This window comes from Methylobacter arcticus (assembly GCF_050917435.1).
GTDB classification, from domain to species: Bacteria; Pseudomonadota; Gammaproteobacteria; order Methylococcales; family Methylomonadaceae; genus Methylobacter_A; species Methylobacter_A titanis.
On sequence record NZ_CP159583.1, the window covers coordinates 265,531 to 281,012 of the forward strand.

15 protein-coding genes and 1 pseudogene are annotated in these 15,482 nt (G+C 47.5%); 12 read left to right on the top strand and 4 right to left on the bottom strand.

Annotated features, from left to right (window positions below; all coding sequences use genetic code 11):
- Positions 1 to 633: 633 nt before the first annotated feature.
- From ABXJ76_RS01285 to ABXJ76_RS01295, 3 genes and pseudogenes are all read right to left on the bottom strand, one after another.
- Positions 634 to 822: a DUF2283 domain-containing protein gene (locus ABXJ76_RS01285; protein WP_432743365.1), complete on the bottom strand. Its 189-nt coding sequence runs from the start codon at positions 820 to 822 to the stop codon at positions 634 to 636.
- Complete coding sequence (locus tag ABXJ76_RS01290) at positions 819 to 1,121, bottom strand: DUF4258 domain-containing protein (protein ID WP_432743367.1); 303 nt, start codon at positions 1,119 to 1,121, stop codon at positions 819 to 821. Before ABXJ76_RS01290 ends, ABXJ76_RS01285 begins: the two co-directional genes overlap by 4 nt.
- Before the next feature lie 139 nt (positions 1,122 to 1,260).
- Positions 1,261 to 1,776 (bottom strand): annotated as a pseudogene (locus ABXJ76_RS01295) (transposase); the annotation flags it as partial.
- 414 nt (positions 1,777 to 2,190) lie between these two features.
- Here ABXJ76_RS01295 and ABXJ76_RS01300 point away from each other — a divergent pair.
- The 9 genes from ABXJ76_RS01300 to ABXJ76_RS01340 all read left to right on the top strand — a co-directional run bounded on the left by ABXJ76_RS01300 (position 2,191) and on the right by ABXJ76_RS01340 (position 11,398).
- The gene (locus tag ABXJ76_RS01300; RefSeq protein WP_432743369.1) at positions 2,191 to 2,472 is read left to right on the top strand and encodes a DUF1640 domain-containing protein; all 282 of its coding nucleotides are present in this window, start codon (positions 2,191 to 2,193) and stop codon (positions 2,470 to 2,472) included.
- Between the two features lie 608 nt (positions 2,473 to 3,080).
- Positions 3,081 to 4,397 carry a flippase gene (locus ABXJ76_RS01305; RefSeq protein ID WP_432743371.1) on the top strand — a complete coding sequence of 439 codons (1,317 nt, stop codon included), beginning with the start codon at positions 3,081 to 3,083 and terminating at the stop codon, positions 4,395 to 4,397.
- Entirely contained in the window at positions 4,390 to 5,628 is a 1,239-nt protein-coding gene (locus ABXJ76_RS01310) for an O-antigen polymerase (protein WP_432743373.1), read from the top strand. Before ABXJ76_RS01305 ends, ABXJ76_RS01310 begins: the two co-directional genes overlap by 8 nt.
- Positions 5,618 to 6,544, top strand: coding sequence for a glycosyltransferase family 2 protein (locus ABXJ76_RS01315; protein ID WP_432743374.1), 927 nt, complete (start codon positions 5,618 to 5,620; stop codon positions 6,542 to 6,544). Before ABXJ76_RS01310 ends, ABXJ76_RS01315 begins: the two co-directional genes overlap by 11 nt.
- A complete protein-coding gene (locus ABXJ76_RS01320; RefSeq protein WP_432743376.1) occupies positions 6,541 to 7,632 on the top strand; it encodes a glycosyltransferase family 4 protein in 1,092 nt (363 codons plus the stop codon). Before ABXJ76_RS01315 ends, ABXJ76_RS01320 begins: the two co-directional genes overlap by 4 nt.
- Positions 7,629 to 8,768 (top strand): glycosyltransferase family 4 protein, encoded by a 1,140-nt coding sequence (locus tag ABXJ76_RS01325; protein WP_432743378.1) that lies wholly within the window; start codon positions 7,629 to 7,631, stop codon positions 8,766 to 8,768. The genes ABXJ76_RS01320 and ABXJ76_RS01325 overlap by 4 nt, the downstream gene beginning before the upstream one ends.
- A gap of 120 nt (positions 8,769 to 8,888) precedes the next feature.
- The gene (locus ABXJ76_RS01330; RefSeq protein WP_432743380.1) at positions 8,889 to 9,827 is read left to right on the top strand and encodes a UDP-glucose 4-epimerase family protein; all 939 of its coding nucleotides are present in this window, start codon (positions 8,889 to 8,891) and stop codon (positions 9,825 to 9,827) included.
- An 11-nt stretch (positions 9,828 to 9,838) separates the two neighbouring features.
- A complete protein-coding gene (locus ABXJ76_RS01335) occupies positions 9,839 to 10,399 on the top strand; it encodes a sugar transferase (RefSeq protein ID WP_432743382.1) in 561 nt (186 codons plus the stop codon).
- A gap of 102 nt (positions 10,400 to 10,501) precedes the next feature.
- Entirely contained in the window at positions 10,502 to 11,398 is an 897-nt protein-coding gene (locus ABXJ76_RS01340; protein ID WP_432743384.1) for a hypothetical protein, read from the top strand.
- Here ABXJ76_RS01340 and ABXJ76_RS01345 read toward each other — a convergent pair.
- Positions 11,395 to 11,547: a hypothetical protein gene (locus tag ABXJ76_RS01345; protein ID WP_432743386.1), complete on the bottom strand. Its 153-nt coding sequence runs from the start codon at positions 11,545 to 11,547 to the stop codon at positions 11,395 to 11,397. The two genes, ABXJ76_RS01340 and ABXJ76_RS01345, sit on opposite strands and share 4 nt — an antisense overlap.
- 73 nt (positions 11,548 to 11,620) lie before the next feature.
- On the opposite strand from ABXJ76_RS01345, the gene ABXJ76_RS01350 reads away from it, so the two are divergent.
- The 3 genes from ABXJ76_RS01350 to ABXJ76_RS01360 all read left to right on the top strand — a co-directional run bounded on the left by ABXJ76_RS01350 (position 11,621) and on the right by ABXJ76_RS01360 (position 15,332).
- Positions 11,621 to 13,570: a polysaccharide biosynthesis protein gene (locus ABXJ76_RS01350; protein ID WP_432743388.1), complete on the top strand. Its 1,950-nt coding sequence runs from the start codon at positions 11,621 to 11,623 to the stop codon at positions 13,568 to 13,570.
- Positions 13,571 to 14,479 carry a LysR family transcriptional regulator gene (locus tag ABXJ76_RS01355; protein ID WP_340121611.1) on the top strand — a complete coding sequence of 303 codons (909 nt, stop codon included), beginning with the start codon at positions 13,571 to 13,573 and terminating at the stop codon, positions 14,477 to 14,479.
- A 460-nt stretch (positions 14,480 to 14,939) separates the two neighbouring features.
- Positions 14,940 to 15,332, top strand: coding sequence for a rhodanese-like domain-containing protein (locus tag ABXJ76_RS01360; RefSeq protein ID WP_432743391.1), 393 nt, complete (start codon positions 14,940 to 14,942; stop codon positions 15,330 to 15,332).
- The last annotated feature ends 150 nt before the right edge of the window (positions 15,333 to 15,482 follow it).

Here is a 15,482-nt window from a genome sequence, read left to right on the forward strand (position 1 = left end):
GATTACTCCTTCAATTGATTTAACATAACCTCCCATTAGGCGCCGCCGGAGGAAGCGGGAAAAAAGGAGGAAAGAGGAAAAAACAGCGGGGTTCAATCGAGTCTGACCCCATTGACTTGTTTTTTTTAAAATAATTCGTATCTGACCCCAGTTATTTCATGACCCCAGTTATTTCATGACCCCAGTTATTTCCAGTTATTTGACCCCAGTTATTTTTGGGAACCGTCATCACTTAATACTTGGAAAATAAAGGCTTTAAGTGTGACTAAGGGCAAGAATACCGAGGATCGTTTGTGCGGGGTATTGGCGATAATGTCGGCAATACTGTCGGCAGAAAAAATCCTCAAAGGCTAAGCCTTGGGACTGCAAAAAGGACTTTTTGAATCGGTCGATTTGCTGCTTAATGCGGCTTTTCATAATAGGTGGCAGGGTTAAGTTATTCATCGGGCAGGGTAATGCCCTGTACTCTATCAGAATAGAGCCTGATCTTAACCTTATTCTTGTTACATCTGGTTGTAATTTATAGATTAATTACATTTGCGGTAGCAGTATTGGAGTCTGACCCCATTGACTTGTTTTCTACCTAAAGGTAGGCGTTCCCAAGCTAGAGCTTGGGAACGAGACATAGTAGAGTTACGCAGCTCTTTGCGAAGGCTCAAGGGATGACCGTTTGCTAACATACAATATTTCAAACCCCAAAAGACGCCCTTGTTTATCAAAATCGGCGATGATTCCTGGTTCAATTTGCTCGGTTCGCTCAACAGTACCTTCAATTAATTCAAGATATGCTGCATCCGCTTGAGGGTCGAATTCAATTTTCATAAGTCTTTTACCTCATCATCAAAATAGGCAGTTACAATCGCCACAGGGTTAACTGTTTCATTGTAAATTACACGCAATACTCGAAAACCACACTCAGCAACGGGGCGTAAAACATGAACCAAAGCGGCATCGTCTCTATCAGATTCGATTCTTGCAGGATAAGCCAAAGCCTCTTCAATCCAATTAAGGCAAATCCGTCGTTTTGCGATTCGTTTTTTCGCATGATCAGTTAACAAATATTCCATATTAGTAATTATACCATTCACCGTATTGTTTTTTAAAAACAAATCAAACATCATCTAAAAGGCTCAATTATTTTAACATAACACGCATTATGGGCAGCGGCGGGAGATCGGGAAAAGCGGGGAAAGAAGGAAAAAGAGGAGGAAATAGGGATCAGACCCCAATACTGCTACCGTAAAAATAAAACAAATAAAATCAGAGTATTAAACATGCCTCGTTTCTTGGCACAGCTAGCAAAGGAAAGGGTTTTGGTCGGCGCTTGACAGCCCTTGGTTGGCTCTTGCGTTTTTGTTTTCCAATGGGTGTTGATACCATCGCCTTTAATAATGCCTGCAAGGCGTTTATAAGCCGGCCCCCTGTTAAGTCGACGATCTGCTTGGAAGCTTGAATTACCAGCTGTACTGCCGATCTGAAACTAAGTTGGCGTGGGATCTTTTCATGCAGACTGGCGGCCTGTGCCAAATTCCCACGAATTATGTTATATGCCAGTAGGTGGATGGCTATTTCCTTGTTTACCCTATCCGGCGTTTTACACCGCAACATTTCCATGCCCCTATTGGTTTTGATCGAACGAAAATCCAACTCGATCGTCCAGCGCTTTTTATAAAGCCTGGCAAGCTCTTGCTTATGAAAGCTCTTTGCATTCAGCAGTGTTGCCACATAGACCCTCCCATTCACCGCAAACTCGCGGACGGTGATCGTTTCCGGCAAGTCGGCGCTTTTAGGCGATGCTTTTTTGCCCACGCGTTTAAACGCCTCATCTGTCTATCATCGTTTAATCGCTCCCCAATAAACTATCCAGTGTTTCAAGGGATGTCGAATAAATGCCTCGTTCCCAAGCTGGAGCTTTGGGAACGAGACAAATAGTTTGTGTAGGCAGGAATAAGACTACCCAATCGTAGCGCGTGGTAGCGTTTCCGGCAAATTCAGGAGCGCCGGAAACACCGGTTCTCGCTATCGCTTGAGCCGGCTTATTCCTGTCTACGTAGCTGTATTTAGGTAAGATGTCTAGTCTTTCTGAAGGAAGAGGTTTCAGACCAGCAAGGAAATTTGATGAAATGTTGACCATTTTGAGGGACGTTTTTTGCTGTGTTATACTGAGTCTGGCTAATTAGGAGAAATGGAATGGCGGCAATTACATTTGATACTTTGAAATATGCAAACAAACTAAAAGCGGCTGGAGCCGAATCACGGATTGCAGAGGCTGAAGCAGAAGCGTTAGCGGAAGTTTTTGAGCTAAATTTGAAAGAAGTTGCCACTCGTGAAGACTTAAAGCAAATGGAAGACCGATTAAATGAAAGGCTGGATACGCGTTTGCTGCAACTTGAACAACGAATGATTATAAAGTTGGGGGGGCTAATGGTTGTTGCAATTGGAGCAGTTGCTACATTGGTGAAAATTATATAACCTAAAAATAATAAGCCGGGTAGGGTGGGCACCAAAAGTAGGCGCTTTTAGGCGGTGCTTTTTTGCCCACGCGTTTAAAGGCCTCATCTGTATGTCATCGTTTAATCGCTCCCCCAACAAACCATCCAATCCTTGATCCGCTTGGGTGGTTTTTTATGCCTGATGGTGCGTAGGTATCTACACAAGTTAAATTGTAGGGGCGATCCGGCACGACTGCATGGACAGATATTTGCTCCTGCAATATCTGCATTCACCACATCCCTGTGGATTATGCAGGAGGTAGAGCAACGCAGGAGCGGTTGCCGAGGTCGCCCCTTATCACCTTAGTCTGATGTGGTGCAGTATCTCGTTTAGTGGGAGCGACGCCTATGTCGCGATAAAGGCGCGTGCCAACTTAGCCATGAAAATTAATTCACTCATAGCGTTGCACGATGGGCGGCCTGCCGGATCGCCCCTACCCTTTATCGCGGCAATGGGCAAATAACTGGTGTAGATACCTATGCCTCAAGGGAGAAGGGGCAAGTACTTGTGTCGATACTTATGGGCTAAAGGCCGGGGTATTCTGGCGCTTTCACGATCAAAAAACTTTCAGAATCGAGATTTTTTTAATGCACTTTCGTAACATCCTATGGAACTTGGCAGGCTTAGGTCTGCCTTTGTTAATAGCGGCGTTGACCGTACCCAAACTGCTGACACTCATTGGCCCTGAACGCTTTGGGTTTTTAGCGCTGGCCTGGGGTTTGATTGGTTATGCCGGCGCTTTGGATCTTGGCATTGGTCGGGCGATCACTCAGCGAATATCTGTGTTGCGCGGCGGCGCTGACAATGAGCAGATACCCGATGTGGTCGCCACCGCAGTCAGGATTACCTTGGTTACTGGCGGTGTGGGTATGGTGTTGATTGTCATTGCTGCGTTGAGCGGAGCATACCGCCTTATTCACGCTGACATGGTACCGGCTGCAGAAATCGAGCTATCGATGCTGCTGCTCGGCTTGGCGTTGCCGATGCAGGCCATCAGTGCAAGCTATCGCGGGGTCAACGAAGCCTATCTTAATTTTAAGAGCATTAACATCCTGCGCTTGTTTTTAGGCGCTGCCAATTTCGGCGCGCCGTTTCTGGTTGCGTTATACACTAACCAGGTGCATTGGTTAGTGGCAACGCTGGTGCTGTCGCGTTGCCTGGCTTTGGTGTTTTATAGGCGTTGTGCGCACCATTGTATGGTCAAGGAGGGGCATATCAGGCGTGGAAACTACGGCAAGCAGTTCGCCCGGAGTTTATTGCAGTTTGGCGGCTGGTTCACTCTGAGTAGTATGGTCAGTCCTTTCTTGGTGCAGGCAGATCGTTTTTTTGTGGGCGCTTTGATATCCGCTTCGGCCGTTACACTCTACGTGATCCCTTATGAGGTGACGGTGCAGACATTACTGTTTGTTGGCGCTGTCACCACTGTCGCTTTCCCGGTGATTACTCATTTGATTCATAGTGCGCCGCAGCAAGCGGCCGCCACTTTCCAGCTTTGGTTATATCGGGTCACGGGGTTAATGCTGATGTTAATGGCGGTGTTGGCGTGGGTCATGCCTTATCTTCTGCATTTATGGATCGGTCCGCAGCTGACAGAAGCATCGGTGCGGGTAGGGCAGATACTGTGTATCGGCGTATTTTTTAATGCGATTGGCGCGATGTATTTTGCTTTATTGCATGCCTACGGCAAAACCAAGATGACGGCCATGCTTCACCTGGCGGAATTGCCTTTTTTTATTGCGGCTCTGTATGTCTTGATCAGTCATTATGGCGTGGCGGGGGCGGCTATTGCCTGGGTGTTGCGAATGGCCGTTGATACTCTGGCTCTTGTGGTGATGGCGAGAATAATAAAGCAACAAAAATTTATCGGGTTAGGTGAGTCGACATTGCGAGGTACGCATGAATGATTTCATCATCTATGTTAGCGTCGGCATGTGTCTGGTTATGGCGATTGCTAATGGGCTGTTGTGGCGCGATATTAAAAGTCCGGCCGTTCTGCATTCTTTACTCTGGGTCACCATTATTCTGTTACATAGAGTTGTGCCTCATGGGATGGAGGTATTAATCGTTGAAATATATTTTATTATTTTCATTTCAATGTTTTTATTTTCTTGTGGCGCCATACTCGGAGTCAGTTTGATCGGGAAAAATAATGCGGCATCAAGATATATGACTGTTTTGCCGGACCAAAAAATAGTAAGCCTGTATTTTTATGTTGCGCTGCTTGGGCTTCCCTTTTTGATACTGAGAGCTTTGGATTTAGCAAGCCATGGAACGACGGATAATTTTTTCGTCAACCTGAGATTGTCAATCATTGATGAGGAAAATCCGCAGGGGTATGGCGTTATCTCGTATTTTTTGCCGATTGCGTTTTCCTGTTTTTTCCTCTGTCTGCTGGATAAGGATACATCGCTTAAGTCGACAAAAATAGTGTTTCCATTGGCGATTTGCCTCATCTATGCGGTCTTTAGTACGGGAAGAACGTTCTTGTTTTTATTGTTTATTCCGTCTTTGTTTATCTTGTCGCTGACGAGAATGGATTTTTTTACCCTAGGCAAGGCTTTAGTTTTTTTTGGCATACTCTTGCTGGTATTTTTTGTTATTGGCAGTTTTCTGGGTAGATTCGATGCCGAGGCAGAAGACGTTTCCGCTTTTTGGCTATATTTGCTGGGTGGTATTACGGCTTTTCAAGAGATTTTTTCGACCAGTAAGCATTTGGACTATGGTGATAACACCTTCAGGACGATGTATGCAATACTTGCCGCACTTGGCTTTGATGTTGAGGTAAAGGGGATGCTTCAGGACTATGTTTATATTCCAAGCCCAACCAATGTTTATACTGTATTTCAACCCTATTTTAAGGATTTCGGCATTTATTTCGCGCTGTTTATGCAATTTTTATTTGGCCTGATGCACGCTGTTTTATATGGGTTTTCCAAGCAAAAAAATCCGGTGGCCATACTGTTGTATTCCCTGAGTATGTACCCACTGTTTATGCAATGGTTTCAAGATCAGTATTTTTCTTTAATGTCCTTTTGGCTATTTTTTGCCATTCTATTATTACTTCCGTTTTTTAATATGACGGTTTGGATTCGGAAATCTCATGCCGATAGGTTTGGAGATAAAATTGAAAGTTGATGTTGTTATCGTAAACTGGAATGCCGGAACTCAACTCCTTGAGTGTGTTGATTCGGTCATTCTGTATGGGCAAGCCTTTGTCGGTCAGATTATTGTGGTGGATAACGGCTCAATTGACGGCTCAGAAACAACGGTTGAGCATTTGCCTAATGTCAGCCTTATTCGCGCCGGCGTGAATCTCGGCTTCGGCAAAGCCTGCAACCGGGGTGCGGCACACGCGAACAGTGAATTTATTTTGTTCCTGAATCCCGATGCGCGTTTATATCCTGATTCCTTGATCAACGTGCTTAATTTTATGCAAAAGCCAGACAATGCAACGGTTGGCATTTGCGGCGTGCAACTCATTGACGAACAGGGGCATGTCGCACGCAGTTGCGCCCGCTTCCCTTCAGCCTCCGGTTTTGTTGCCCATGCAATCGGTTTGGACCGGATTATCCCGGCTCTTGGTCACTTTATGAGCGAGTGGGATCATGCGACTACTCGTCAGGTGGATCAGGTCATCGGTGCGTTTTTTCTGATTCGACACGGTGTCTTTGATGCAATCCAGGGCTTCGATGAACAATTTTTTGTTTATTTTGAAGAAGTGGATGTTGCCTATCGCGCCAAGCAATTGGGCTGGTCCAGTTGCTTCTTTGCGGATGCGCAGGCGTTCCATGCGGGTGGCGGCACTTCTGATCAAGTGAAAGCGAAGCGGCTTTTTTACTCGCTCCGTAGTCGCATCCTCTACGCTTTCAAGCATTTCAAGCCGTTGGCGGCAACAGCGGTTTTGCTCGCCACTTTGTTCATTGAACCTGTGTCGCGGTCAGCGCTGGCCATTGGCCGCCGTTCCTGGACATCCTTGCAGGAAACCTGGACTGCTTACGGCATGTTGTTGCGTTGGTTGCCTGACTGGATTTTTAAGGGGAGCACGCGGTGAGAGTGCTTGCGCTGTCGCGCTACGGTCGGTTGGGTGCCAGCAGTCGCATGCGTATTTATCAGTATGTGCCGATATTGCAGACTATGGGCATTGACGTGGACGTGTCGCCTTTGCTGAGCGACGACTATATCAGACGGCTTTATGCCAAACAGGCGACGAACTGGCTTGCCGTTTTTGGTGATTATTGGATGCAGGCTGTCAAACTATTGCAGGCGAAAAATTTTGATCTGCTCTGGATAGAAAAAGAGCTGTTTCCTAATTTGCCGGCATGGTTTGAACAAGCATTGTGTTCGTTAGGCATCCCTTATGTGGTGGATTACGATGACGCCATATTTCATAATTACGATCAAAATCCCGGCCTGGCTAAACGGTTTTTAACCGACAAAATTGATAAGGTGATGCGGAATGCGGCGCTGGTCGTTGGCGGCAATGCCTACCTCGCTGAAAGGGCGCGTTCTGCGGGCGCGCACCCTGTCGAGCTTCTTCCGACGGTGATTGATCTTGAGCGTTATCAGGTGGTGAGTCCCATAGTGCGAGACCGCTGGGTCGTCGGCTGGATGGGCTCACCTTCCACGGCAAAATATCTTGATCTTGTTGCTCCCGCGCTCAATGTATTGGCAACGGAATTTCCCCTGCAGTTGCGTGTCATCGGTGCTCAGTTTGCTTGGCCTGGGCTCGACGTTGATTGCCGACTCTGGTCGGAAGATTCGGAGGTCAGTGACATTCAGGATTTCGATATTGGCATCATGCCGCTGATCGATTCGCCGTGGGAACGGGGTAAATGCGGCTACAAACTGATTCAATACATGGCTTGCGGCAAGCCAGTGATCGCGTCGCCTGTGGGAGTGAACCCGGAAATCGTCGAGGATGATATTAATGGTTATCTTGCATCGACGGTTGATGATTGGGTTTATGCATTTCGTGCCTTGTTTTTAAATGCGCAAAAACGGGCAGACATGGGCGTACAAGGGCGCAGATTGGTCGAGGAAAGATACTGTCTTCAGGTAACGGCGCCACGATTAGCGCAATTGTTTACCAAAACGCAGGGTAAAGCCGCGTCGTTTAGGTCGGGGAGCATGTCAAGGTGAGACAGCCAAAAAAAATATATCGATTAGGCATCATAGCCAGTCAAGCTTTCTCTATCAGTAACTTTCGCGGGCCGTTAGTGGCTGAAATGGTAAGGCGAGGTGTGACCGTTTATGCCTTAGCGCCAGATTATGACGATGCCAAGCGTGCGGCTGTGGCGGCTCTGGGAGCAATCCCGCTAGATTCTTCGATGTCACGCACCGGCATGAATCCTGTGCGTGATGCGCTGGATATGTGTCGGCTGGCTGTGCAGTTACGCGGGTTGAGGTTGGATGCTACGTTGGCTTATTTCATCAAGCCGGTCATTTATGGCACGCTGGCAGCGCGTTTGGCGGGTGTGCCCAAGCGCTTTGCCATGATTGAAGGCGCTGGTTATGTTTTTACCGATTCCGATAAAACCTCGCTGCGTCGTCATGTTTTACGCACCTTGGTAACGCAGCTTTATCGGCTAAGTTTGAGCCAGACGCAATGCGTTTTTATGCTAAATCGGGATGATGAAAAACTGTTTGTTGAGTCTGCCATGGTGGCTGCAACTAAGGTACGGTTAATAGATGGCATTGGCCTGGATGTAGATTATTATCACGTTGTACCCCCGGTTTTGCAGCCGTTCTGTTTCATTTTAGTGGCACGGCTGCTACGTGAAAAAGGCATCTACGATTATGTGGATGCAGCTCGCAGGGTGAAGGCTGTCCATCCCGATGCGCGTTTTTTACTGCTGGGCCATGTTGATCTTAATCCCGGCTCTATTCCCGAAGCAGAAGTGCAGGCGTGGGTCACTGAGGGGGTCGTGGAATGGCCGGGTCAGGTAGCTGATGTGCGTGATTGGATTGCTCAAGCGAGTGTTTTTGTGTTGCCGTCTTATCGAGAGGGACTGCCACGCAGCACCCAGGAAGCCATGGCGATGGGGCGTCCCATTATTACGACTGAGGTGCCAGGCTGTAGAGAAACTGTCATTGACGGTGTGAATGGCTTTATGGTGCCGGTACGCAATCCTGAAGCATTGGCACAGGCGATGTTGCGCTTTATTGAACAGCCTTCGCTCATTCCTGAGATGGGCGCGGAAAGTCGTCGTATGACTGAAGAAAAATTCGATGTGCATAAGATCAATGCACAAGTTTTAACGGCGATGGGGATTTGAAATTGCCCTATTCTATGTTGCATAGTAAATATATTGACTCTCTGGCAAGACGTGCGGGTGATATTGCGGCCTGTATGAAGCATCGTTGGCGTCAGAGTTTGAATCGGGGTGGGATTAATAATGCCTAAAATACTGGTAACAGGTGCCAACGGCTTTGTGGGTAGTGCGCTGTGTGAATCGCTGCTCAAGAAAGACATTCATGCGATTGCCGCAGTACGTACACGGTCTTGTGATAATGAGTTTCCAGTAGGCGATTTGTCGGCATCGACAGATTGGGGGCCTGCTCTTGTCGACTGTAAAGCCGTTATACATTTGGCGGCGCGTGTTCATGTGATGAATGAAAAGAGCAGCAATCCACTGGCGGATTTTCGAGCGGTGAATGTGGATGCGACAATGAATTTGGCGCAGCAGGCAGTCATAACCGGCGTCAAGCGTTTTGTCTTTGTCAGCAGCGTTAAGGTGAACGGTGAAGAAACCACCGGCAAACCTTATTCCGCTTTCGATGTACCGGCTCCACTCGATCCTTATGGGCAATCAAAGCTTGAAGCGGAAATTGCACTGCGGGAGTTGTCTCGCGATACCGGTCTTGAGGTCGTCATTATTCGCCCACCCTTGGTGTATGGTCCAGGCGTGCGCGCAAACTTCTTGAAGTTAATGCGGTGGGTGAAAATGGGTGTGCCTTTACCCTTGGGGGCCGTCCATAATCGTAGAAGCATGGTGGCGCGGGATAATCTGGTTGATTTGCTGATTACCTGCAGCCATCATCCGGCTGCAGCAGGGCGGACGTTTATGGTATCGGATGATCATGATGTGAGCATTTCAGAATTGCTGCGTATGCTTTCGGCTTCCATGGGAACGCGTTCTTTATTATTGCCTGTTCCTGCCAGGATAATCGCGGGTGCTGCTGCATTATTGGGCAAATCTGCAGTGGCGAGCCGGTTATTGGGCTCGTTGCAAGTTGATATTACGCATACCCAATCAACATTGGGCTGGCAGCCTGTTGTTACCATGCAAGAGGGGGTTGATAAAACCGTTGCACATTTTCTTGCAAATCGTTGACCGGCATGGATATGAAAAGATTATTCGATTTTAGTTTGGTTTTATTCGCGCTGCTGATTTTATTGATACCGCTTTGTTTGGTGGCGATACTGGTCAAATTGACCTCTGCTGGCCCTATCGTCTATTGGTCTGACCGCGTAGGGCGACATAACAAGATTTTCAAAATGCCGAAATTTAGGACGATGCGGGTCGATACGCCTGCTGTAGCTACGCATCTTTTGTCTGATCCTGCGCAATTCTTGACGCCTGTCGGCTCTTTTTTGCGTAAATCGAGTCTGGATGAGTTGCCGCAGCTTTGGAGTATCTTCAAGGGTGACATGAGTTTTGTCGGTCCGAGGCCTGCTTTGTTTAATCAGGATGACCTGATTGCATTGCGTACGCAATATGGCGTTGATGAAGTGCTGCCGGGGCTGACCGGGTGGGCGCAGATCAACGGCAGAGATGAACTACCGATTCCCGTTAAGGTTAAATTGGATGTCGATTATGTGAATAGTCAATCTTTTTGGCTGGATTTGAAAATCATTTTCCTGACTTTTGTTAAGGTGTTGGGTAGGGATGGCATTCAGCATTAAGGTGAATAAATGGCTGCTTTGCTGGTTTTGGCGGTTTTAGATTTGGGTTTGGAATCCCGGGCAATGGGTATTTAGGCAAAGTAATTGAGGGCAAGTAATAATATGGATAAATCTGAAAATGCAGCATTGGCGACTCGTGAAGATCAATTTGATGATCAGTATAACTTGCTTGATTTGGTAGCGTTTATTCGACGGAATCTTGGTATTTTTCTGGGCGGTGCATTGATAGGCGGTGTTTTAGGATGGGCAATTGCCTTTGTCTTGCCTGCAAAATGGGAGGCGAACGCTTTGATTAGGGTTGGGCAGTTAGGGTTTGTAGGGATTGTAGCGAATCCCATAGAGCCTCCTTTGCAGCTAGTCGATCGCATTAAAAACACATCATTTCAGAATGATGTGTTGAGAAGCTTGGGGATGGAGACAGGCGAAGATGACGCTGACGCCAAGTTGTTTCGCGACACCCTTAAAGTGAAATTGGAAAAATCGGAGTTGATCAATTTAACGTTGAGAGGCCTGTCCCCTGATGAGGCCAAGCTAAATATGAGTGCGGTCGTCAATGAATTGAAAGCTATTCATCTACGGATGTCAGCACCCACCATCCATCGCTGGCATCAAGAGTTGGCGTTAATTGAATCGGAATTGAAACACGCCAAAACGGAAGCTGAACAATTGGCCAAGTCCTTGGGCGGGGGAGCCGCTTTGTTAAATAATGGGAATTTTCCTCAGGCTGCTTTGTTAAGCAATATCCTTATTGCGCGTGAAGGGGAATTGCGTAGTTTCCGTGATCGCAAGCTCATACTCGAAGAGCAGCTTAGTCCCGAGCGAACTTTTGCTACCGATGTTCTGGGACGGATACACGTTTCAACGGAGCCGGTTTTTCCTAAAAAACCGCTTTTTGCTGTGGCTGGCTTGGTTATGGGTCTGCTTTTGGGCGTGTTGTCGTCAATACTGCGATCTGTTGGTTCCCGAGGTGGCGCATCAATCAAATCAGATCTTGATTAGCAAGCTATTTCAGTCAATTCGTAATACATAGCCCTTTCCATTGTTCCGGCCATAGGAACGACTTGAGCATCTAAGCATCTGTAGGGGCGAATGCATTCGCCCTGGGCGGATAAATCCACTACTTCATTTTGCTCAATGCTCAATTCCATGTACGCTCCTAAGCAGGAGTGTAATTATTGAATCGACTATAATGAGAATTACAATAGAAAACAGGGATAATTTATGAGATCACGATTAGCGCACTGGTTCATTGGTCTGCCTCGGAAGAAGAAAGCATTTATGCTCATCAGTGCTGATGTGCTTTTTGCCGTGCTTGCTCTTTGGGCGGCTTTTTCTTTGCGCCTGGGCGTACTGTATGCCCCTAAAGGCGATGAGTGGTATCTATTTGCCGTGGCACCTGTTCTCGCTGTGCCTATTTTTCTTAGGTTAGGTTTATATCGTGCGATTATTCGTTACATAGAAATTAGGGCACTCTGGACCATTATTCAGGCGACGACGCTTTATGCGCTGGTGTTTGCATTTGTCTTGTATGAGACTGGTATCAGTGGGGTTCCCCGGACGGTATTGCCGCTAAACGGGTTGAATATGATGCTACTGGTCGGCAGTAGTCGTTTTTTTGCGCGCTGGTGGTTGGGAGGGGTTGATTCTCGCTTCAGTGGCGGCCGAAGTGCAGCACAGTGCTGCAAGAGAAATGTAGTGCTTTATGGCGCTGGCAGTGCCGGGGTACAGCTGGCTTCGGCATTAGGGCACGGGCGTGAATTCAGGCCGATTGCTTTTATTGATGATGACTCAGCGTTACATAAACGCAAGGTCAACGGGCTACACATTTATCCGCTCAGTTCTTTGAGTTATTTGATAGAAAGACATCAGGTTTCAGATATTCTGCTGGCGGTTCCATCGGCCAGTCGCGCGCGCAGAAATGAAATTATCCGTTTGTTGGAGCCTTATTCCGTTCATGTTAGATCCATGCCGGGGTTATCTGATATTGCTCAAGGCAAGGTCACTTTTGATGTATTGCAGGAAGTTGATATTGCCGATCTCTTGGGGCGCGATCCGGTAGCACCCGATCAATCTCTTCTTCATGCCAATATTACCGGTAAGGTAGTGATGGTGACCGGGGCGGGCGGCTCTATCGGTTCAGAGCTTTGTCGGCAGATTATTCAATTACAGCCCAAGATGCTGATTTTATTTGAATTAAGCGAGTTCGCGCTTTATGCCGTAGAAAAAGAGTTGAATTATCTTTTAACCAAAACAAAAGGTGCTAAAGAAATAGGCATTATTTCTGTGCTGGGTTCTGTTGCGAACGGTGATCGTGTCGAAAAGGTATGCAATACCTTTAAGGTGCAAACGATCTACCATGCAGCAGCTTATAAGCATGTGCCTATGGTGGAAAAAAACCCCGGCGAAGCCATCTGGAATAATGTCTTTGGAACGTTGCGCACGGCACAAGCGGCGATAAACGCAAAAGTCGAAACCTTTGTGCTTATTTCAACCGATAAAGCCGTCAGGCCAACCAATACCATGGGTGCAACTAAACGCTTTGCCGAGTTGATTTTACAAGCGTTAAGCCTGGATGCCGAAAATAAGTATTTAACCCGTTTTACCATGGTCAGGTTTGGCAATGTATTGGGTTCTTCGGGGTCTGTGGTGCCGTTGTTTAGAGAGCAGATCGCAAGAGGTGGGCCGGTAACGGTTACCGATGAAAGAATTATTCGCTATTTTATGACCATACCTGAAGCCTCTCAGCTGGTTATTCAGGCGGGAGCAATGGGGCAGGGCGGCGATGTGTTTGTGCTGGATATGGGGGAGCCCATTCGTATTCTTGATCTGGCAAAAAGAATGATTCACTTGAGCGGTCTGGAAATAAAAGATAAAGATCATCCAGCGGGCGAGATCGAAATCAGTTTTACCGGTTTGAGACATGGGGAAAAACTGTATGAGGAGCTTTTGATTGGCGATAATGTTTCAGAAACCAGTCATAAAAGAATTATGCGGGCACAAGAGCATGTTATTGCTTGGTCTGAGCTGGAAAAGTTGCTGGCGATATTAGAGCAGGCAACAAATGACGATGATTTTGAGCGGATTAGGGAAGTTTTGGCCGATGTCGTTGTCGGTTTTGTGCCGCAATGCGAGATTGAAGATGTGTTATGGAAAGAAAATAGGCGATTGTAAATGGATAAATTAACCAGTATGACCGTTTTCGTTCGGGTCGCAAGAGCCGGAAGCTTTGCTGGCGGTGCGCGTGACCTGGATATTTCCAGGGCTATGGCAACCAAGCATATTATGCATCTTGAGGGGGTTCTGGGTACGCGATTATTTAACCGAACTACGCGCAGCTTAAGCCTGACCGACGTGGGCGCGTCCTATCTGGAACGCTGTCAGCAGGTGTTGCTTGAGGTTGAGGAGATGGAAGCCGCAGTAACGCATTTACAGACTGAACCCAGGGGAGTTTTAAGGATCAGCGCTCCGCCGGTCATCGGCGCGACCCATATTGCTCACGCGGTGTCTGCATTTTTGAAATTGCATCCCGATTTAACTGTCGAGATGATTTTACAGAGCAGCCCCGGCGATTTGATCGATGAGGGGATTGATCTGGCTATATCCCTGGGCGCGTTGGATGATACCAGTATGTTTGCGCGGAAATTAGCCAGTTCGTCGTTGGTGGTTTGCGGGTCGCCGGACTATTTTGAACAATACGGTATGCCCGAGATGCCGGAAGATTTGGAAAATCACAGCTGCCTGGTTAATTGGGCTATCGCACCGAGAAATAAATGGTTGTTCAAAGGTGATGCCGGCTATACCGGGATAACGGTTTCCGGGCGAATACAGGCCAATGCGGCAGATCCGATACGCATCGCCGCCATTAACGGCTTGGGGCTGGTCATGCTGCCAACTTACATTGTCGGCAGAGATATTGAAAAGGGCAGGCTGAAAGTTGTTCTGGAAAATTACACCTCGCCACCCCTGGATGTCCATGCGGTCTATCCGCATCGAAAGTATTTGTCAGCCAAGGTCAGGGGCTTTATGGACTTTTTGCAGGAATGGCTGGAACATCGGGTCAGTCTGCCGGGAACGGAATAAGAGGCTACCCATTATCAACTTAAAGCGTGACAGATCAGGAGTACAGGCTTTGCCTGTTCGCAAGCAGAGCTTGCACTCCGCCTGTTATAGTCTTCACGTTGTTCCGTCTTAAGTTGGCAGCCGAATAAGAGGTTTGATTGCGCGTCTATTTTTGGCGGTCGCTGCCTGGAATTTTGTCGGTGGCGATTGATTAGGTGATGGCTTAGGCAAACCGGCAGAGGCTCAATAGCCATGCCCGCCAAGAAAAATTTCCCATTATGGTCGTACAGAATGCGGTTTTGATCCGATCGTCGAGAGTCGATTTCTTGACCGTGGCCTAGGGGATGCGATAATAGACAGTTCTAAACCGGATGGATTGCTGTTTTATCAGGCTTTTACGTGATAAAAAACAGAACCGTAGGCTTGTACTGACGACTGAAATTCTGTTTGTCGGCTAAAAGCGCACCCAGAGATTAACACGATGATAGAAAATTTAGATCCGCAACAGGCATGGGATTTGTTACAAAATAATGCCGATGCGGTATTGGTGGATGTAAGAACAAAAATTGAACATGCCTTTGTAGGACACCCTCCCGGTGCAATATCCATTCCCTGGAAGGAAGCGCCCGATTGGCAAGTTAACCCACAGTTTGTTGCCGATGTTAAGCGCGTCGTAGTTGACCGTAATGCGCCGGTTTTATTGCTGTGTCGTAGCGGCCAGCGCTCGCTGGATGCGGCAAAAGCGCTGGAAGAGGCCGGTTATCGGTTGTTAATCAATATTGTCGACGGTTTTGAAGGCGCCTTGGATGAGCATAAGCATCGCGGCAATCTTGGCGGCTGGCGCTTTCAGGGCTTGCCTTGGGAGCAAAGTTAATCTTATAGCCACATTGAACCAAGCCGTGTGCGTTCAACAAAATCATGTAGGGTACGTAGCGTAGCCTTGTTCAAATACCACGTAGGGGCGACCGACCGGTCGCCCCTACAAAGAGCGTGCACAGCACGCTCTACATTTGTTTATTTAAAC